The organism is Photorhabdus kleinii, from assembly GCF_025384885.1.
Taxonomy (GTDB): domain Bacteria; phylum Pseudomonadota; class Gammaproteobacteria; order Enterobacterales; family Enterobacteriaceae; genus Photorhabdus; species Photorhabdus kayaii.
Window position 1 is genome coordinate 175292 of the sequence record NZ_JAJAFY010000004.1, and the last position, 21099, is coordinate 196390.

The 21099-nt window shown below is 42.5% G+C and carries 5 protein-coding genes and 1 pseudogene; all 6 read right to left on the reverse strand.

Annotated elements, in window-relative coordinates; genetic code table 11:
• Positions 1-74: 74 nt before the first annotated feature.
• Positions 75-6104, reverse strand: a complete 6030-nt coding sequence (locus LG003_RS04565) for a non-ribosomal peptide synthetase (protein WP_262980269.1) — start codon at positions 6102-6104, stop codon at positions 75-77.
• Positions 6101-10810 (reverse strand): non-ribosomal peptide synthetase, encoded by a 4710-nt coding sequence (locus LG003_RS04570; RefSeq protein WP_262980270.1) that lies wholly within the window; start codon positions 10808-10810, stop codon positions 6101-6103. Before LG003_RS04570 ends, LG003_RS04565 begins: the two co-directional genes overlap by 4 nt.
• Entirely contained in the window at positions 10807-14313 is a 3507-nt protein-coding gene (locus LG003_RS04575) for a non-ribosomal peptide synthetase (protein ID WP_262980271.1), read from the reverse strand. Before LG003_RS04575 ends, LG003_RS04570 begins: the two co-directional genes overlap by 4 nt.
• Positions 14314-15139: 826 nt before the next feature.
• A pseudogene (locus LG003_RS04580) lies at positions 15140-15508 on the reverse strand (HipA domain-containing protein); the annotation flags it as partial.
• A gap of 936 nt (positions 15509-16444) precedes the next feature.
• Complete coding sequence (gene mrcB, locus LG003_RS04585; protein WP_262980272.1) at positions 16445-18907, reverse strand: bifunctional glycosyl transferase/transpeptidase; 2463 nt, start codon at positions 18905-18907, stop codon at positions 16445-16447.
• Between the two features lie 89 nt (positions 18908-18996).
• Positions 18997-21099 (reverse strand): ATP-dependent helicase HrpB (gene hrpB / locus LG003_RS04590; RefSeq protein ID WP_262980273.1); only part of this gene is annotated, 2103 nt, incomplete at its 5' end.

The window sequence follows — 21099 nt, forward strand, 5'->3', positions numbered from 1 at the left end:
CGGCGGCATATTCGTATTCAGATGTCACGATTAGCCTCATCCCTGAATCCAATCTCTTTATGTCTCAGAAAAATTTAGCCATAAAACTGACTGATACTCTCTTTTTCTTGGCCGGATACGATGACATTTAACAGCCGTTCATAATATGTAGCCATCCTATCAATAACTGCTTCTGTATACAGTTCCGGATTGTAATTGAGTTCACAACTGATATTTTGTGGCATGTATAAGAAATTCATCCCAAATGATTCAAAAGGAATTATTTCGGTCTCTATCACTTCCACATCAAGGTTTGGCAGTGATAATTTTTCATCTTTAGACATGTCGATAAAATCATAGAAACTTTGTGCATCCAAATAGTTAAACAGAACGTTAAATATATTATCCCTCGCCTTTTCTCCCACCGCGTCAATCACGACAGACATGTGGATATTAGAATTCTCTATGGCGCAATGAATAGACTGACTAACCTGCTTAATGATTCCTTGTAGGCTCATTTCCTTACTGATATTTGATTTTACTATCAAGTCACCCAAGAATAACCCTATTGTTTGATGGCTTTCTATGCGAGTTCGGTCAGCTTTTGGTGAGGTAACAATATGTTGTGATTCACCAGAGTGCATAAAAAGACAAGTGTGGAACAAAGCCATAAATAACATATAAGGTGTGATCTTCTGAGTTTCACAATATTGCAAAACAGCTTTATCCAGCGAATCTGGTATTTTGATATGGCGGGCGTGAGACCGATATTTTGAAGCCAGATGTTTTCTGAAAGAAACAGGAAAATCGCGTTCTGGATTAACATCAGAAAATTGTTGTTGCCAGAATTTAATTTGTTTTTTAGCTGCCTCAGTCGCATGGATTTCTTGCAAGTCATAAACATAACCAGAATATTGCATGGCAACGGGTGGCAACATGTTTTCTTGCTCCTGTGAATAAGCCGTATATAACTGTTTAAACTCATTCATAATGATATTGACAGACCATCCATCGGAGATAATATGGTGTACATCAATAAATAATACCGTGATTGTTTCCGAAACAGGCAGTAGGAATGTCTTGATTAGCGGGCCATTATAAACATCAAAAGGTGTTCTTAATTTCTCTTCCCAGAGCTTATTAATTTCAATAATGATTTGTTCTCTCTCGATTCCTCTTGGTAACGCTTCAATAACTTGAAGATTAATTTTCATACTATTATCAGGCTGCATGAAAATTTGCCCATTTTCTTTATAAAACTTAAAACGCAAACTTTCATGTCGCGCTAAGATGGTATTTAAACTTTTTTCCAACGCACTGTGATTCAACTCTCCTTCCATCAGTAAAGTAATAGGTACGTGGAAACTGTCCTCCAACAGCGCTTCTTGAATAAAATACCAATACATTTTCTGACAATAAGAAATAGGCATTTTTCCATCAAATGTATTGTGATCAGATATATTATGTGTTGTCTTCGGTGCGGATATCTCATGCTTATGACTGTGACGAATTACACTGGCAATCTGATCAATGGTTGGATTTGCAAATAACTCATGCATACTGAAATTATTGGCCAAAGTATTTCTTATGGAAGCGGTTATTTTAACTGCCAAGAGTGAGTGACCACCGAGTGAGAAGAAATTATCATAAATGCCAATTTGATTGATTTTTAGATGTTCTTGCCATAACTGACAAAGTTTTTCTTCGATTTCATCTCTCGGTGCAATATAAGCCTGACGACGTAAGTCATTTTCATCTGGAATAGGTAACGCTTTTTTATCTACTTTATTGTTCAAATTCAGTGGAATACGTTCCAATGGGATATAGAGACTGGGCACCATATAGTCAGGTAGTTGTTTTTTCAAGGCGGATTCCAATAGCCCTGCAAGTTCTCCACTAATAGCAGGAAGTTGCGGATAATTAGCTAAATGCGTCTGGCTGTAATCTGAGCGCGCCTGCACTTGAGGTAATTCACCTCGGCTGAAAATCACATCCAGTAAATCAGGTTGCTGCTGTGACCATGTAAGTTCACACTGGTAGCCGCACTGTTCCGCATATTGAAGTAAGGATTCGAGTGCCAAAACTTGCTCCGCGGCTTCTGGAGAAAAACCGTCGGCATCTTTTAGTGGAAAGACAATCTGATTAGATGGCCAATGGCGTAGCCCTTCCGCTAAATCAAAATCATCTTTGATACGGGCATTAGGAATACCTGAGACACCAAATGTATCGAATTTCCCTATCTCTAACACATTACGAAGATCTTCAATAGAATTAAAATCGCACCAAGTTATGGGTAAATTGCAACATAACTCCGCATTTTTATCGCATTTATGTAATATCACTTCATAACGATAGCGCAGCATTTCATTGTCGCCAACACCACGTTTAACCAAAATATCAACTCTTCCAATTTCAGGGTAACGCGTCGGCAATTGTGCAAAATAGGTTGGACTCAGTAAAAACTCTTTTTCTTTCTGTAGACGCTGTTGAATGCGGTTTGCCAGCGTACCCACCGAAATACGTTGCCCATTCAGGCGATTTTTCTCGATGGCTGTTACATGTGCAGTTAACAAATCTAAGTTACGGATATCTCCCAGTAAAATTTTCCCCCCGGTTTTAACCGCAGGCAATAACTGTGTAATGACTTTTTCCAGATATTGAATATTGGGGAAATATTGGACAACGGAATGCATCACAACGGTATCGAACTGATCAGGCGTGATTGTGCCTAAATTCAGTGCATCTCCCCTGATTAGCTCCACGTGTGACCAGCCACGCTGCCGCAAAATTTTCTGGTGATGTGTCAATACCTCCGCTGAAATATCAGTGACCAATACTGATTCGCACCGTTCAGCATAGCGATACAACAATAAACCCGCCCCACAGCCAATTTCCAATAAGCTGCGGGGATGCAGGGATTCAATCCGCTGCATGGTACCCGCCCGCCATTCTTCCATTTGGTCCAATGCGATCGGCTGTCCGGTATAATTATTTATCCAACCATCAAAATCACTATTGTTATCGCTCTCATCGGTAGTATCGGTGACAATATTTTTTGTTATCTCCCGCCGATACCGACCATCAAAGATCTCTGTCCAGCTTTCAAGGTAATCTGCATTAAAAGCGGCTGCTTTTTCCGCCAGCCAATTCGTACTCGGGCAAACATAAGCAATGAGTTTCCTATCCTCACTGTCATAACCATCAGCGATCACGGCAGCATTACTTAAAATCTCCTGCCCCGCCAGCACCGATTCGATTTCCCCCAATTCAATACGATGGCTGCGAATTTTAACCTGCGAATCCAAGCGGCCAATGAATTCCAACTCACCTTCTGGCGTCCAGCGTACTAAATCACCAGTACAGTAAAGTCGGTCTGCCGGGTTGGTACTGAAAGGATCTCGGATAAATTGTTTTTCCGTGATATCCGGTGCATTCCGGTAACCACGTGCCAGTTGAATGCCACCGATATGCAGTTCCCCGACAGCCCCAAGAGGCACCAGATTACCGTCGGAATTCAGGATACGCATCACAGTATTCGGCAGCGGTTTTCCAATCGTCACTCGCTTATCTGCTGTTAATAAGGCGGAGGTCACAATCGAAGTACACTCTGTTGGGCCATAAACGTTAAACAGCTTTCTGCCCTGTGACCACTGCGCGGCAATATGCGGCACCACAGCCTCCCCTGCCAGCAACAAAGTTGAAATTGTGCGCCATTTGTTAAAATCCAAATGAGGCAACAGCGCCGGCGGGAGTACAGCGTGGGTAATGTGGTGTTTTTCAACCATCTCATCCAACCATTCAGGCGAACGGCGGTGTGTTTCTGAAATCAAATACAATGTGGCACCATAGGCCAAAGTCATTGCCATTTCCAACACTGCGGCGTCGAAGCTCCAGGAAGCAAACTGCAACCCGCGAATATCAGCATCCGCACCAAATAACGTGGCTTGTGCTTGTACCAGATTCACCCAACCCTTGTGCTCCAGCATCGCTCCTTTTGGTCGGCCAGTAGAACCAGAGGTATAAATGACATAGGCCAGATGATTTTCTGTCAGGGGTACTGAACGATGAACGATATTGCCAGTGGGCAGGTTTTGCACATGTGACTGTACCGTTTCAGCATCCAGACAGATAACGCGTTGCTGGCTGATAGGCAATTTATCAACCAGCGGTGTTTCGGTCAGGATAAATTCAGCACCGCTGTGCTCCAACATGTATTGCAGGCGGGCTTGCGGATAACTGGCATCCAAAGGCACATAAGCTCCACCCGCTTTGAGGATGCTCAGCAGTGCAATCACCGTTTGCAATGACCGGGGAAGGCAAATTGCAACCAGAATATCTGGCTGGATACCCTGCTCAATCAGGTAATACGCCAACTGATTGGCCTGAGCATTAACAGCCTGATAACTTAAAGCCTCTTCACCAAAAACCAGCGCGGTTTTTTCAGGATTCAGTGCCACTTGTTCTTCAAACAACTCATGAAAGCAGCGCCCTTGTGGGTAATGGTTCTGTGGCCCATTTAATTCATGCAGTAAGGTATGCTTTTCAACTTCTGTCAATAATGGGAGTTCATGAATGGAGGGTTCTTTATTTACTGAATCATCTGTCATCACCTCAACAATGCCAGAAAGCAAGGTTTCGTAATTGGCGATAAATCTTTCAATGGTACTGCTATAGAACAGACTCGTATTTGAAACCCATATTATAGATAATTCTCCTGTCTGTTCTTCTTCAAAAACATGGATTTCCAAATCAAACCGAGTCGTTCTAAGTAAATTATCCTCGGATTCAATAATATTATCCTGTTCCAGTATTGTGTCACGTTGGTTATTCTGTACTGCAAACATGATTTGGAAGATGGGGTTATGGTTTGGGTTCCGTTCCGGACTGAGCTTTTCTACCAACATCTCAAACGGCAAATCTTGATGTTCGTAAGCATCCAGAATGGTACGGCTGTTTTGTTTTAATAATCCACTGAACGTCGGCTGACCGGATAAATCTGTTCTGATAACCAATGAATTAACAAAAAAACCGATCAGCGGTTCAATATCAGGATGTTGTCTGCCGGCAATTACTGTTCCAACCAGAATATCTTTCTCATTACTATAGCGGCTCAGCAATACAGTAAAAGCCGTTTCCAGAAACATGAATAAGGTAACGTTATGCTTAGCACACAGTCCTCTAATTGCTTGGGTTAACCGCGAGGAAATATGTTGTGTATGAAAACACCCTTCGATATTTTGTTTCTCTGGCCGTGGATTATCCAGCGGCACACGGTGGATTGGTGAAATTCCGGCTAACTGCTTCTGCCAATATGTCAGCTGTTTTTTCAGCACATCACCTTGCAGCCAGCCCTGTTGCCACTGGGCATAATCGGCATATTGAATTTTCAGCGGCGGTAGCGGATTTGTCTCACCCTGACAATAAGCTTTGTATAACGTGAAAAATTCATAGAGAAATATTGCCATCGACCAGCCATCGAAGGCGATATGATGTATCGTATAAATAATAAGGTAATCATTTTCTGCCAATTTTATTAACCTAATGCGCAACATCAGATCTGTATTAAGGTTAAAAATTAGATTCTCTTCTTCCTTACTGAGTTGTTTTACCTGATCGTTTTTCTCAGTTTCAGGTAACGCAGATAAATCATGATGTGTAATCGGTAAATCATAATCAGTGGCAATAAATTGCCGCGGTTCGTTATTGATGATTTTAAAATGGGTACGCAAGACTTCATGGCGTTCAAGTAATACCTTAACGACTGCCTCAAACGCCTTTATGTTAATGGATTCCCGCAGCCTGAAATCCCCCATACAATTATACTGGGGACTGCTTCCATCCAGTTGATCAATAAACCATAGTCGTTGTTGAGCAAATGAAAGCGGATAATGTTCTGCTTTGCCATCACGCTGAATATCTTGCAAAAAGTGATGCGTTTTAGTTTGCTCTTCTGAATCGAGCTGGTTCAGAAAATCAATCAACTCCTGTTTATGCCATTTCCATTCACTGAGCAAAGCGGGTGAAATACTGCTGCGGCTGGTCTCGTATTGTAAACGGTTATCAGTAACGAACAGAGTAATTCCCTGATCTAAAGCCTCATTGACAATTCGCGCTGCATTTTTCATATATCACCTTTCAACAGTTCTTGTGCTGTTTCTTTCCCAGCCTGAAAATGTTTTCTTTTTTCTTTGATAAGATGAATAGTGACAACCTGTGATAGCTGCTCAAGTGTCGGGTGTTCAAAAACACTTCTCAACGGAACTTCTATTTCTAATTCGTTACGTATTGAACTAATAAGGCGCGTTGCCTGAAGTGAATGCCCACCCAAGGTGAAGAAATTGTCATAGATGCCTACTTGACTGACATTCAATAACCGCTTCCATAACTGACCGATCTTAATTTCTATTTCATTTCTTGGCGCCACATAGTTTTGTCGGCGTAAATCGTCTTCATTTGGGATCGGTAACGCTTTTTTGTCCACTTTGTTATTTAATGTGAGTGGCATTCGTTCCAAAGGAATATAAAGACCTGGAACCATATATTCTGGCAATTGTTGTTTCAGTACGGATTCGAGTAATTCTGAAAGTTCCCCACTAATGGCCGAAATTTGCGGATAATTAGCTAAATGGGTTTGATTATAGTCAGTATGTGCTTGTACAGGTGGTAACTCCCCACGACTAAAAACCACATCCAGCAAATCAAGTTGCTGTTGTGACCATGTAATGCCGCATTGATAACCACATTGTTCAGCATATTGCAGTAAGGATTCGAATTCCTGAACCTGTTGTAATGCCTGTGGGGAGAAACTGCCGACATTTGCTGGTGGCGTTATCATCTGATTGGCTGACCAGTGACGCAGCCCTTCTGCCAAAGTGAGGTCATCTTTAATTCTGGCATTGGGGATACCTGAAATACCCAATATATCCTCCGTGCCCATCTGTAACAAATTACGCAGACTTTCAAAAGAATCGAAATTATGCCAATTTGAAAACAATTCATTACAAGATTTGGTATTTTCACCTCTTTTGTGCAATATGACATCGTAACGATAACGCAACATTTCATTGTCGCCGATGCCACGTTTAACCAGAATATCAACCCGGCCAATTTCAGGGCAACGCTCAGGCAATTGGGCAAAATAAGTTGGACTGAGTAAAAACTCGGGTTCTTGTTGTAAACGCCGCTGAATACGGTTCGCCAGCGCCCCTACCTGAATACGTTGCCCGTTAAGATGACTTTGCTCTATCGCTGTAGCATGGGCAGTTAATAGATCTAAATTACGGATATCTCCCAACAAAATTTTCCCATCCGCTTCAACCGCCGGTATTAACTGTTCAAGTACTTTTTCCAGATATTGAACATTAGGGAAATATTGGACAACAGAGTTAATCACGACAGTATCAAATTCATCAGCACTCAAGGTTCCTAAGTTGAGTGCATCTCCTCTTCTGAGCTGCACATGTGACCAGCCACGTTGTTGCAGAATATGTTGATGCCGATTTAAAACCTCAGCCGAAATATCGGTAGCCACCACTGATTCGCACCATTCAGCATAGCGATACAACAATAATCCGGTACCACAACCAATTTCCAGTAAGCGATGAGGATGCAGGGCTTTAATCCTGTGCATGATTCCTGCTAACCATTCCTCCATTTGCTCAAGGGCAATCGGCTGTTCAGTATAGCTGTTCATCCAGCCACCGAAATCACTGTCTAATGCGACTATATCACCTCTCTGAGCGCTCCCTTTTTGAGTACTATCCGTTATGGGTTGACGGTACTGCTCATCAAAAATTTCTGTCCAGTTCTCAACGCTGCTTGCGTTAAATTCAACAGCTTTTTCACCTAACCACCCTGTACTTGGGCAGACATACGCAATGAGTTTTTTATCTTCATCTTGACCATAAGCGATCACAACAGCACTACTTAAAGCGTCATGCCCGGACAAGACTGTCTCGATTTCACCCAACTCTATGCGGTGACTACGGATCTTAACCTGAGAGTCAACACGGCCGATAAATTCCAACTGACCATCCGGTGTCCAGCGTACTAAATCGCCGGTTCGATAAAGCCTGTTTTCCCAACCATCCGTTGAGTGTGAGCTACATGGATCACGGATAAACTGCCTTGCTGTGATTTCCGGTGAGTTTCGGTAACCACGTGCTAACTGAACACCGCCAATATACAGTTCCCCGATAACGCCTATCGGAGCCAAATTACCTTCCGGATCAAGAATACGCATCACAACGTTAGGCAAAGGTTTTCCAATCGTAATCTTCTCGTCAGTTAGTAAAGCTGTGGTGACAATGGATGTACATTCTGTCGGGCCATATACGTTAAACAGTTTTCTATTCTGTGACCAACGAACAGCAATCTGTGGTGGTACTGCTTCACCCGCCAAAAGCAAAGTTGAGACAGAACGCCATTTGTTAAAATTCAGATGAGGAAGCAGCGCCGGAGGTAGTACAGCATGGGTTATCTGATGTTTTTCAACGACCTCATCCAACAATTCAGGGGAACGCCGTTGGGTTTCGGAAATCAAATACAGTGTTGCGCCATAGGCCAATGTCATAGACATCTCTAAGATCATGGCGTCAAAACTCCAAGAGGCAAACTGCAACCCCCAGCAATGTGAGTCAATACCAAATAAATCTGCTTGCGAGAATGCCAGATTAACCCACCCTCTATGTTCCAGCATCACCCCTTTCGGTTTACCGGTAGAGCCAGAAGTATAAATCACATAAGCCAGATGATTTTCCGTGAGCGGAAGTGGGCGCTCAGTAATATTATCGGTAGGCATCTGTTGTAGCTGAGACTGTACTATCTCTGTATCCAGACAAATCACTTTCTGCTGGCTAATTGGCAGTTTTTCAACGAGGTGAGTTTCGGTCAGGATGAATTCGACTTCACTGTGATCCAACATATATTGGAGGCGGGCTTTCGGATAACTGGGGTCTAACGGTACATAAGCGCCACCCGCTTTAAGAATACCCAATAATGCCACAACAGCTTGCAATGACCTTGGTATGCAAAGTGCAACCAACGTGTCCGGTATGATCCCTTGTTCAAGCAGATAATGTGCCAATTGGTTAGCTTGCTCATTTAATGACTGATAGCTCAGGGTGTCATCGCCCAAAATCAGTGCATTTTTTTCAGGGTGTTGTGATACCCGCTCTTCGAAGAGTTCATGGAAACATTTCCCGGTCGGATAAGGAATTTGTGGCCCGCTCCATTCATGCAGTAAGGTATTCCGTTCAGCATCCGCCAATAATGGAATGTCATGAACGGACGGCTCGTTGATACCAACATGATGCTTCATCACATCAACAATATTGGTCAGCAAAATTTCGTAATTGGCGATTAATCTGTTAATGGTCGCATTTCTGAACAGGCTGGTGTCAGAGATCCATCCAATGGATAACTCACCTTGGTCTTCTTCATAGATATGGACTTCCAAATCAAATCGAGTGGTCAGAAGGGAACGTTCTTTAGATGTAACAATACTATCCTGCTCCAGAGTTGTATCCCGTTGATTATTCTGTACTGCAAACATGATTTGGAAAATAGGATTATAATTTAAATTCCGTTCTGGACTGATTTTCTCCACCAGCATCTCAAAAGGCAGGTCTTGATGTGCATAAGCATCCAGGATCGTACGACTATTTTGTTTTAATAGTTCACTGAATGTAGGCTGACCGGATAAATCCGTTCTGATCACCAGTGAATTGACGAAAAATCCAATCAAAGACTCAGTGTCACGGTGTCTTCGCCCTGCAAGTGGCATTCCAACCAAAATATCCTTTTCACTACTGTAACGACTCAACAACACAGCAAAAGCCGTTTCCAAAAACATAAATAACGTCACTTCATGTTTGGCGCACAGTGCTCGTATTTCTTGGGTCAAAGCTTTTGAAATACGTTGTGGATGAACATTTCCTTCAAAATTTTGTTTTTCTGGCCGTGGATTATCCAGTGGAAAACGGTGAAGTGGAGAAATACCTGATAATTGGTTTTGCCAGTAATCCAGTTGTTTTTGCAGAATATCACCTTGCAGCCAGTCCCGTTGCCATTGGGCATAATCAGTATATTGAACTTGTAATAGCGGCAGAGGATTACCCTCGCCTCGGCAATAAGCACGATATAATGTCAGCAGCTCACTGATAAAGATTGCTAACGACCAGCCATCACAGGCGATATGATGAATCGTATAGAGAATGAAATAATCATCATCTGTTAATTTCAGCAACCGAATACGCAGCATCAGGTCGGTGCTGAGATTAACAGCTTGTTTCCACTCCTGCTCACCGAGTTGTTTAAGCTGTTGTTCCTGCTCAAATTCTGAAAGTGTGGACAGATCATGTATTGTAATAGGCAAATCATAAGAAGTCGCGATAACCTGCCGGGGCTCATTATCAATAATTTTGAAATAAGTACGCAGCGATTCATGGCGTTCAAGCAATGTTGCTATAGCCGCCTCAAAAGCTTTGAGATTAAGCGACTCTCTCAACCTGAAATCACCTGTGCAGTTATACTGCGGACTGCCTTCGGTAAGTTGATCGATTAACCACAAACGCTGTTGAGCAAATGAAAGTGGGTAATGTTCCGCACGCTCATAACGCGGAATACCTTGCAGTCGGTGAGTGTCCGAATCCTCTTCTGAATCGATTTGCTTCAGGAAATCAATCAATTCTTGTTTATGTTGTTTCCATTCACTGAGCAGTTCCGGAGGAATGCTATCTCGGCTGGTTTTATATTTCAGTTTGTTATCAATAACAAACAGAGTAATCCCTTGATTTAAAGCTTCATTGATAATTTGTGCTGCATTTTTCATATATCACCTTCCAATAGTTCTTGTGTTGTCTCTTGCCCAGCCTGGAAATGCTTTCTTTTTTCTTTAACCTGATGAATCGTGGCGATTCGTGCTAATCGCTCAAGTGTTGGATGCTCAAAGACACTGCTCAACGGTATTTCAATGTTTAGATCATTGCGTATTAAGCTGATAAGGCGGGTTGCCTGAAGAGAGTGACCACCCAGCACAAAAAAGTTGTCATAAATGCCGACTTGGCTAACGCCCAACACTTCTTGCCATAACTGGCTAATTTTTCTCTCCACTTCATTTCTTGGCGCAACATAACTTTGTTGGCGGAAATCATTTTCATTTGGAATAGGCAACGCTTTTTTGTCCACTTTGTTATTTAACGTGAGTGGCATTCGCTCCAGCGGAATATAAAGGCTTGGAACCATGTATTCTGGTAATTGTTTTTTCAGTGCTGATTCAAGTAGCTCCGAAAGTTCAGTTTTAATATCGGAAGACTGAGATGCGTTGTCGGCATTAAATTTCAGCCCTTTTTTATCCAGCCAATCTTTGGTTGGACAAACATAGGCAATCAATCTCTTATCGTTCCCATAAGTAATAACCGCAGCACTGCTTAAGGCGTCATGTCCTACCAGTGCAGTTTCGATTTCTTCCAACTCAATCCTAAATCCTCTAATCTTGACTTGAGAGTCAATCCGGCCAATAAATTCCACACTACCATCAGGCAACCAACGGGCTAAATCTCCCGTTCGGTATAAACGTAGGGATTGGGATTTGTCCGTTAAATCAGTAATAAATTTCGTTGCGTTTGTTTCAGGGGCATTCAAGTACCCGCGCGCCAGTTGGATGCCACCAATACATAATTCCCCGGCAACACCAATAGGTACTAGATTGCCTGATGGATCAAGAATACGGATAACGGTATTGGGCAATGGTTTCCCAATCGTAATTTTGTCATCAGTTAATAAGCCCGAAGTCACAATGGCAGTACACTCTGTCGGGCCATATACGTTGAACAGTTTTCTGCCCTGTGACCAACGAACAGCGCTCTGTGGTGGTACAGCTTCCCCTGCTAAAAGTAAGGTTGAAACGGAACGCCATTTATTAAAGTCCAGGTAAGGCAGCAAAGCAGGTGGTAATACAGCATGGGTAATCTGATGTTTATCAACTAACTCATCCAAATATTCAGGGGTATGCTGTTGGGTTTCTGAAATTAAATAAAGTGCTGCTCCATACGCCAGTGTCATAGATATTTCTAAGATCATGGCATCAAAACTCCAGGAAGCGAACTGCAATCCCCGGCTATATGAATCAACACCAAATAAACCCGCCTGTGAAAGTGCCAGATTTACCCACCCCTTATGTTCCAACATAACCCCTTTCGGTTTACCCGTAGAACCAGAGGTATAAATGACATAAGCCAGATTATTTTCCGTTATTGGGAATGGGCGTTCAGCGATATTATCCGTAGGCATGTGCTGCAATTGTGATTGCATTGTCTCCGTATCCAAACAGACGACTTTCTGCTGGCTGATTGGGAGTTTTTCTATCAAATCTGTTTCGGTCAGAATGAATTCAGCTTCGCTGTGTTCCAACATATATTGAAGACGAGGTTTCGGATAGCTGGGATCTAACGGCAAATAAGCTCCCCCTGCTTTAATAATCCCCAGTAGCGCTACTACAGCGCGTATTGAACGAGGAATACAGAGCGCGACCAATGCTTCTGGTTTGATCTTTTGCTCTGTCAAGTAATGAGCGAGTTGGTTAGCTTGTTTATTTAGTTCCTGATAGCTTAATGAATTGCCGTCAAAAATAACTGCTGTTCTTTCACGATATCGGGCAACTTGCTCCTCAAACAGTTCATGAAAACAGCCTCCATGCTGGCTACGATCCTGTAGGCCATTCCATTCATGTAATAAAGTGTGTATTTCAGCTTCTGCTAATAGTGGAATCTCATGGACAGAAGGTTCCCTGTGTATCAGATCGGAGCCAATACATGGCTTCATGACACTAACAATATTAGCAAGCAAGGTTTCATAATTAGCGAGTAATCTTCCAATAGTCATATTTTTGAATAAGCTGCTGTCATAAACCCATAAAAGGGATAATCCTCCCTCCTCTTCTTCATAAATATGAATTTCCAAATCAAATCGGACTTTTAAAAGAAGACGTTCTTCAAACTCAATATTATTATCCCGCGCCAGTATCGTATCACGTTGAGTATTCTCCAGAGTAAAAGCGATTTGGAATATAGGGTTATAATTTAAGTTTCGTCCCGGACTCATTTTTTCTACCAGCATTTGAAATGGCAAATCTTGATGTGCATACGCATCCAAGATAGTGCGACTGTTCTGCTTTAATAACTCACTGAAAGTGGGCTGGCCGGATAAATCCGTTCTGATCACCAGAGAGTTAACAAAAAAACCAATCAAAGGCTCAATATCATGGTGTCTTCTCCCTGCAAGTGGTGTTCCGACCAGAATGTCTTTTTCATTACTGTAACGACTCAACAATACGGCAAAGGCTGTCTCCAGAAACATGAATAATGTGACTTCATGTTGGTGACATAATGCTCTTATTTCTTGTGTTAAATCCTTTGAAATACGTTGATCATTAAGATGCCCCTCAAAACTCTGTTTCTCTGGTCGTGGGTTATCCAGTGGAAGACGGTGAAGTGGAGAAATACCTGATAACTGGGTTTGCCAATAATCCAATTGTTTTTTGAGAATATCACCTTGCAGCCAATTTCGTTGCCATTGAGCATAATCGGTATATTGGATTTTAAGTGGCGGTAATGGGGCTATTTCTCCTTTATTATACGCACGATATAAGGTGATAAGTTCATTGATAAAGATTTCTATTGACCAACTATCACAGGCAATATGGTGAATGGTATAGATAATCACATAATCATTTTCAGCCAGCTTTATCAGGCGAATACGCAACATCAAATCAGTACTGAGGTTAAAAACCAAGTTATCTTCTTCTTTACTGAATCTTTTGACTTGAGATTCTTGCTCAGTTTCAGAGAATGCAGTCAGATCATGTAGTGTAATGGGTAAATCATAGGAATGTGTTATGACTTGCCGTGGCTCATTATCAATAATTTTAATATGGGTACGTAACGCTTCATGGCGCTCAAGCAACGTTTCTACAGCAGCCTTAAAAGCATTGAAATTCAGTTGTTCCCGTAATCTCAAATATCCAGGACAATTATATTGGGGGCTACCTTCGGTAAGTTGGTCGATAAACCACAGGCGTTGTTGAGCAAATGAGAGTGGATAATGTTCTGCATGGCCATCACGTTGGATATTCTGTAATTGATATGTTTGAATTTCTTCTTCTGCATCGATCTGGCTCAAGAAGTCGATCAACTCTTGTTTATAATTTTTCCATTCACTAAACAATTCCGCAGGAATACTATCACGGCTAGTTTCGTATTGTAATCGGTTATCAGCAACAAACAGAGTAATTCCTTGATTTAAAGCCTCATTTACAATTTGCGCTGCATTTTTCATATATCTCCTTGAAAATATAATATCAAATTATTTACACATGTGATTATTTATTATGTCCGTAATTATAAAATAACAAATTTTTAATCATGTTAGCATATGGGCATCGAAAATCATTAATAACGTTGTTTGATTTTGTTATCAAAACAGCGATAAAATATGAAAATTTTTTAATTGATGAACAATATAAAATCACATAAAATTAACAGCCATTTAAGCAGATAATGAGCTTCATCCATAAAGCTTATTCATTAACTATTTACCTGTTATTCGTCTAAATATATATCTAAAAAATCTTAATCATAAAAATAACCGATATTCTCTTTTTCCTAACCAGATACAATGGCATCATTAATCGCTCATAATATCTGATGACGCTATCAATAGCTTATTTGGAATAGAGTTCTGGATTATATGAAAATTCACATAGGATATTTTAGAGCTTATTGATAAAAATCACCCCAAATGACTAGAAAGGAGTTGGAGTAATCTATATAGGTTCTATGCTCAGGTTAGTAAATAATTCTTCTTCATCACTTTTCTATATCGATATAATTAAATAGTCCAATTTCTTGCAAAATGGCATCCACGTTGGGGCGTCATGCTGCCGCATCAGCCAAAGAGTTGAACGAAAGTAATGGTCAGGCCGCTGAATAGGAAGCCGAAGAGCCGGAAACAGGCTCAAGCTGATAAATCAGCATCGGCAAACACATAATCCCCATCTGCATCAAGCCTCTCACACAAACGTCCTGTAATGCAGGGCTTTTTTAACAACAACTCCTAAGCTGCCTATATTTATAGCTTGTTTTTGAAAATAAGAATTTCAATATTAGATATTCAATCTCAAATTTGTATCAACTAGATCAATCAACGATTTTGATACACCAAAATCAGCGGCTATCTTACTCCAAGCAGAGACTTTTTCTATGGTTTCCTCAATAATCCCATTGGCCATTTTTTTGGTGAACAGCGGGCTTAGTTTTTCCAATGAATAAAAATCTTGCCGAGTGAAGTTGTCTCTTTTACCGTTTAAACTCATCCAGTGGCTGTTTACCCATCTACTGTCAGGCTTGTAACTGTAGGCTAAATCGTAGGCCGGAGCCAAATCCCATTTTTTGTCTTTTAATATAAACGCGAAGTTTTTAGCGTGATCATCATGATTTCTAGCAATAATGTTAAAGCACATTCTTCTTAGTAGCCTTCTGCAATTGTTGAAGCCGTTTTTTCATGTGATATCATAACGCCCCCAAAATGACACATTAAAACCATTATTATCCATAATGAGCAATTATCAGAACATTATATATCAATCTAAACCTTGTATGTTAATGTCCTATTAAAAAAACATTATAGACTTTAACAGTGATAATATCCTATATATGGAACATTATGAAATGAGTTGATATCGGTAGAAACTGAAATAAGGTAATCCACGTAAACAGTATGATTACCAGTTTTACAAATTCAAAAGATATTAGCGTTGTGAATCTCCTCTAGACTTACTCTTATAAGAAATTAGACCTTCATTAAAAATTTCCTGATAAGATTTTTAGGCTATTTATTAACGCTTCAATATTGATTGCCATTATTTATACCCTATGGATTTCAAGATGCATCGTGACGGCAAGGGAGCGAATCCCCGGGAGCATAGCGAACTATGTGACTGGGGTGAGTGAGTGCAGCCAACAAAGAGGCAACTTGAAAGATAACGGGTATATAACCTCTTTATTCATATCTGACCTCTAGTATATAAGCACGGATAACGGTTTATTAACCACTATCCAATAAAGGTAGAAAATTAGAAAAAATATTCCAGAAAACGTCTATACAACTTGTTCAAATGCTAATACATCTACTCGCAAATCAGCTAAATAAATTCATCATATTTCACTTAAAAAACATATAGGAATATTCTGAAAATTGCTGATTTTATTGTCTCCAACAGGTGTAAAATATCACATTTTGCAAAAAATTACATGCAATTACACAACAAATGTGGGGATCACCGCTATTGCGATAATAATGTAAAGTCGAAAAGATAATGGCGCGGTATGTTTAGGAAGCCGGTAAACTCATAAAATCAAAACGCTGACCAGAAGATCAGCGCTTTGTTATTCATTTCATCAAATATTCATTATTGACCAAACATCTCCCGCAACCAGCCCGGTGCTTGTTCTTGTTGCTGAACAGGCTCTGACACTGCTGTCTGCTGGCACAAACTCTGTGGATCATAAGTCCAAACCGGTAATGTTCTCCAACCATTGCCACTACAGCTAAAGCTACCATCCTGATTAACCGCCATATCGACAATGCCTTCTGGTGGAATGTTATTCAGCATCAGCGGAGTCTGATTTTCCAGATAACGGCGATATACGTTCAACGCCCCTGTAGCCCCCGTCAGATTAGTCGGTTCGTTGTTATCACGACCAACCCATGCAATCACCACTTCTTTACCATCGATTCCTGCAAACCAGCTATCACGCAGATCATTGGTAGTGCCCGTTTTACCTGCCAGATTATAACGACCAAACTTGGCCGTCAGAGAACGAGAAGTCCCTCTCGCCACAACCTGCTGCATACCATACAGCGTCAGATAAGCGGCCTGAGCCGGTACAGCCCGTTCAGCCTGTGGGTAACTCTGATATATCACCGTGCCATCTTCCGTGATAACAGAACGTAATGCGGAAAGTGTCGCACGGTTGCCACCACTCGTCATCGTCTGGTATTCCTGCGCTACTTCTAATGGCGTCAAACTAAGAGAACCCAGTAACATCGCTGGAACCTGCTGAATCACCTCCTCCGGTACGCCAAGCCGGATCAAGGTGTTGCTGACATGATCAAGGCCAACCGCCAACCCAAGATTCACTGTAGGAATATTCAATGAACTCGCCAGCGCATCTATTAACATGACACGCCCACGGAAACGACGGTCATAATTTCTCGGTTCCCAAACCTTACTGTTCGGCTGTTTTACCGCAAGAGGTTCATCCGCCAGCCAAGTATTCAACCGATATTGATCAGGTTCACTCAATGCCGCCAAATAAGTAGAAGGTTTTGCCAATGAACCAATTGAACGACGTGCCATCATCGCTCGGTTAAATCCAGCATACTGAGGTTGAGAACCCCCAACCATCGCCCTGATTTCACCACTGATGCGATCAACAATCACCATTGCCCCTTCAAGGTCAGCAATTTTGCGGGTTTTTCTCAGGCTGGCAATTCCCTCTTCTACTGCGTTTTCAGCCGCTTCCTGAGATACCGGGTCCAATGTAGTGAAGATTTTCACGCCGGACAGGTCATTCACTCTATCCCCCAGTCTGTCCTGCAACTCCTTACGAACTAGCTGCATAAACGCCGGTTGTGGGGTAATAACCCCACCTTTCGGTTTTACCCCCAGTGGACGAGCGCTCAATAATTTATAAAGATCTTCATCAATAATTTGCTGATTTTGTAACAGCTTGAGCACCACATTACGGCGCTGGAGAGCTAGTGTCGGATTACGCCACGGGTTATAGAGTGAAGCACCTTTCACCATTCCGACCAGCAACGCCTGCTGATCCAAACTCAGTTCATCCACCGGACGGCCAAAATAATAAAGACTCGCCAGCGGGAACCCCCGGATCTGTTCACCACCACTTCGCCCCAGATAAACTTCGTTCAGATACAATTCGAGAATCCGATCTTTGCTATAGCGATAATCCATCAAAACCGCCATGTAAGCTTCATTCGCTTTACGCACCAAGGTACGTTCATTGGTCAGAAACAAGTTTCTCACCAATTGCTGCGTCAGGGTACTTCCCCCCTGAACAGTGCGTCCCGCCGTCAAGTTAGCCAGAAACGCACGCCCGATAGAAAGGATGCGGATACCATCATGTTGATAGAAATGGCGATCTTCTGTCGCCAGCAAGGTGTTAACCAGTAAATCGGGGAAACCAGAACGTGGCACAAATAACCGCTGCTCCCCATTGGGGGACTGCAACATGGTAATCAGCTTCGGATCAAGACGGAAGAACCCAAACTGACGCTGATTTTCCAGATTTTCGATCCCCGCCAAACGGTTATCGCTGAAAGTCAGCAAAGCGTGGATCTGCCCCTCTTTACTGTCAGGGAAATCAAACGGACGGCGCAACATTTCAATGGTTTCGCCTCTGACAGAAAACTCTCCTGGACGGGTAATTTTCGTCACCTGACGATATTGCATTCCTTCCAGCAGGTGTACCATCTCTTTCTTGCTGTAGTTCATGCCCGGTTCAAGATTAACCATGCGGCCATAAACTGCCGCCGGTAACTCCCAAACTTTTCCATCAATGCGATCGCGGATTTTGGCATCCAGATAGACACCATAAGCCGCCAATAATACGGCAAAAATAATAAATATCTTGAATAACAACCAGAACCAACGCCACTTTTTCTTAGGTGGACGGGAATACATTCCTTTCTTTGTCATGGGTTGATCCTCTTCATCATCGTAGTCATCATCATTTTCATAGCCATTATCATCGTCATCCAACAGATATCGTCTTTTTAACGGCCGTTTACGGCGGGGTACCGGCTTTTTGCCTTTACGTCCGATTGGTTGACGATCTTCACCAGACATTCCAAAATTCTCCAAAGCCGCTTAGATGCTAATTAATTGATATTCATATCTTTTAGTGAATCTATTCGCCGGCAAAAAGTTGTTAAATTCTACTGCGAATATTTTTTTACCCGCCGAGTGGGTAATGTATTTGCCGGATCATCCGGCCATGGATGTTTTGGGTAACGCCCTTTCATCTCTTTTTGCACTTCTCGATACGAGCCTCGCCAAAAAGCGGCTAAGTCTTGCGTAATCTGCAATGGCCTTTGGGCTGGCGATAATAGTTCAAGCACCACAGCCACCCGCCCTTTTGCCAGAGATGGGCTTTGCTGCTCACCATACATTTCCTGCATCCGAACAGATAATACCGGTGGTTTATCACTGAAATAACGGATTGTTATCCGACTGCCAGTTGGAACAGTATAATAAATAGGCAGTTCATTATCCAGACACTGTTGTTGTTGCCAATCCAGTAAACTTTCCAGTGCCGGCAACAAATCAATCTGTTTCAGCCCTTTCAAATCACGCACACCAGTAAGGAACGGCATCAACCAATCATCAAGAGAAACCATTAATGCATCATTATCTACTGCCGGCCACTGCATTTCAGGCAACCATTTAGCCGCACATTGGATACGGATGCACAACTGAACTGCCGCAGGTGACCAGTTGAGCTCATGTAATCCCTCACTGCGTAACCAGTTTAGCAGGGCCAGCTGTAATTGCTCATCTGAAAGCTTTGCCAATCGTTGGGCTTTTACTGTCAAGCACCCACATTGCAGTCGTTTCCATGCTCGCAATGTCCCTTTGTTATCATCCCATTCAACGACACTCTGCTCGCTAAATAAATTCGGCTGCTGTTGTATCAGCCGTTCAATATCCAGAGGGCAAGCCAGCAAAATACGCGCATCAGGATTTCTGCTGTTTTGTAATAATGAAGGAGCCACTAGCCACGATTCGCCAGATAACTTTTCTTCATCATCGATCATCACCCCCAAACCATTAGCCAGTTGAAAACGCCCTCCCTTATCCCGATTTTTGGCTATTCTGTCAGGGAAACCTTGGGCTAATAGCATTGCAACAAATCCACCGTCTGGCTCACCAAAATGATCGCCCATATTCCTAGCTAACTGCTTTGCCCGCCGTAACCAATGAGCTTGTCGCTGCTCAACCCAATAAGTGATATCCGGCTGGCCACCACGGAGCGGTTCTTCCAGAATCGCGGTCAGCATAGCTGCGGTTGCCAGCATATCGGCCCCTTGTTCCAACCCTGCACATAATATTGCAGCCAAGCGCGGATCACTGCCGGATTCCGCCATTTTTCTGCCTCTGGACGTTAACTGACCATTGTTATTGACTGCACCTAACTGTAATAACAGCGATTTGGCTACTGCCAACGCTGCGTCAGAAGGCATATCTAGCCAGTACAATTGGGAAATATCATGACATCCCCACTGCAATAAGGAGAACCATAAGCCACTGAGATCAGCATTCAGAATTTCGGGCTCACTATACTCTGCCGCTCTTTCTGCCTGTTCTTGGCTGAATAGATGCCAACAAACACCGGCTTCCAACCGTCCCGCTCGACCAGCTCGTTGTGTCATAGAAGCTTGACTGATGCGTTGAGTGATCAAGCGAGTCAATCCATTTTTGGGTTCAAAACGCGTCGTGCGTTCAAGACCACTATCAATCACCAGTCGAATACCTTCAATCGTTAAACTGGTTTCTGCAATGTTAGTCGCCAAAACAACTTTACGGCGTCCACGTGATGAAGGCTCGATAGCTTTTTGTTGTTCAGCCAATGACAACGCACCGTATAACGGGCAAAGATCGGTATCCTCAGCAACTATCTCTTTAAGAAGTCCAAACACCCGTTGAATTTCCCCGCTGCCCGGCAAAAACAACAGCACAGAACCTTGCTCCTGTTGTAGTAACCGCAATACGACGGTGGCTACACACTGTTCAAAAGGTTGGTGAGCAGGCAAAGGACAATAATGTCTGGTCACAGAAAAGCTTCGCCCTTCTGAAATAATCACTGGCGCATCAGGCAATAAAGAAGAGAGCCGCTGATTATCCAGCGTCGCTGACATGATCAAAATTCGCAGATCATCCCGTAGCCCTGCCTGTACATCCAGCAACAATGCCAACGCAAAATCAGCCTGCAAGCTGCGCTCATGGAATTCATCCAGAATCACCAGAGAAACCCCTGTCAG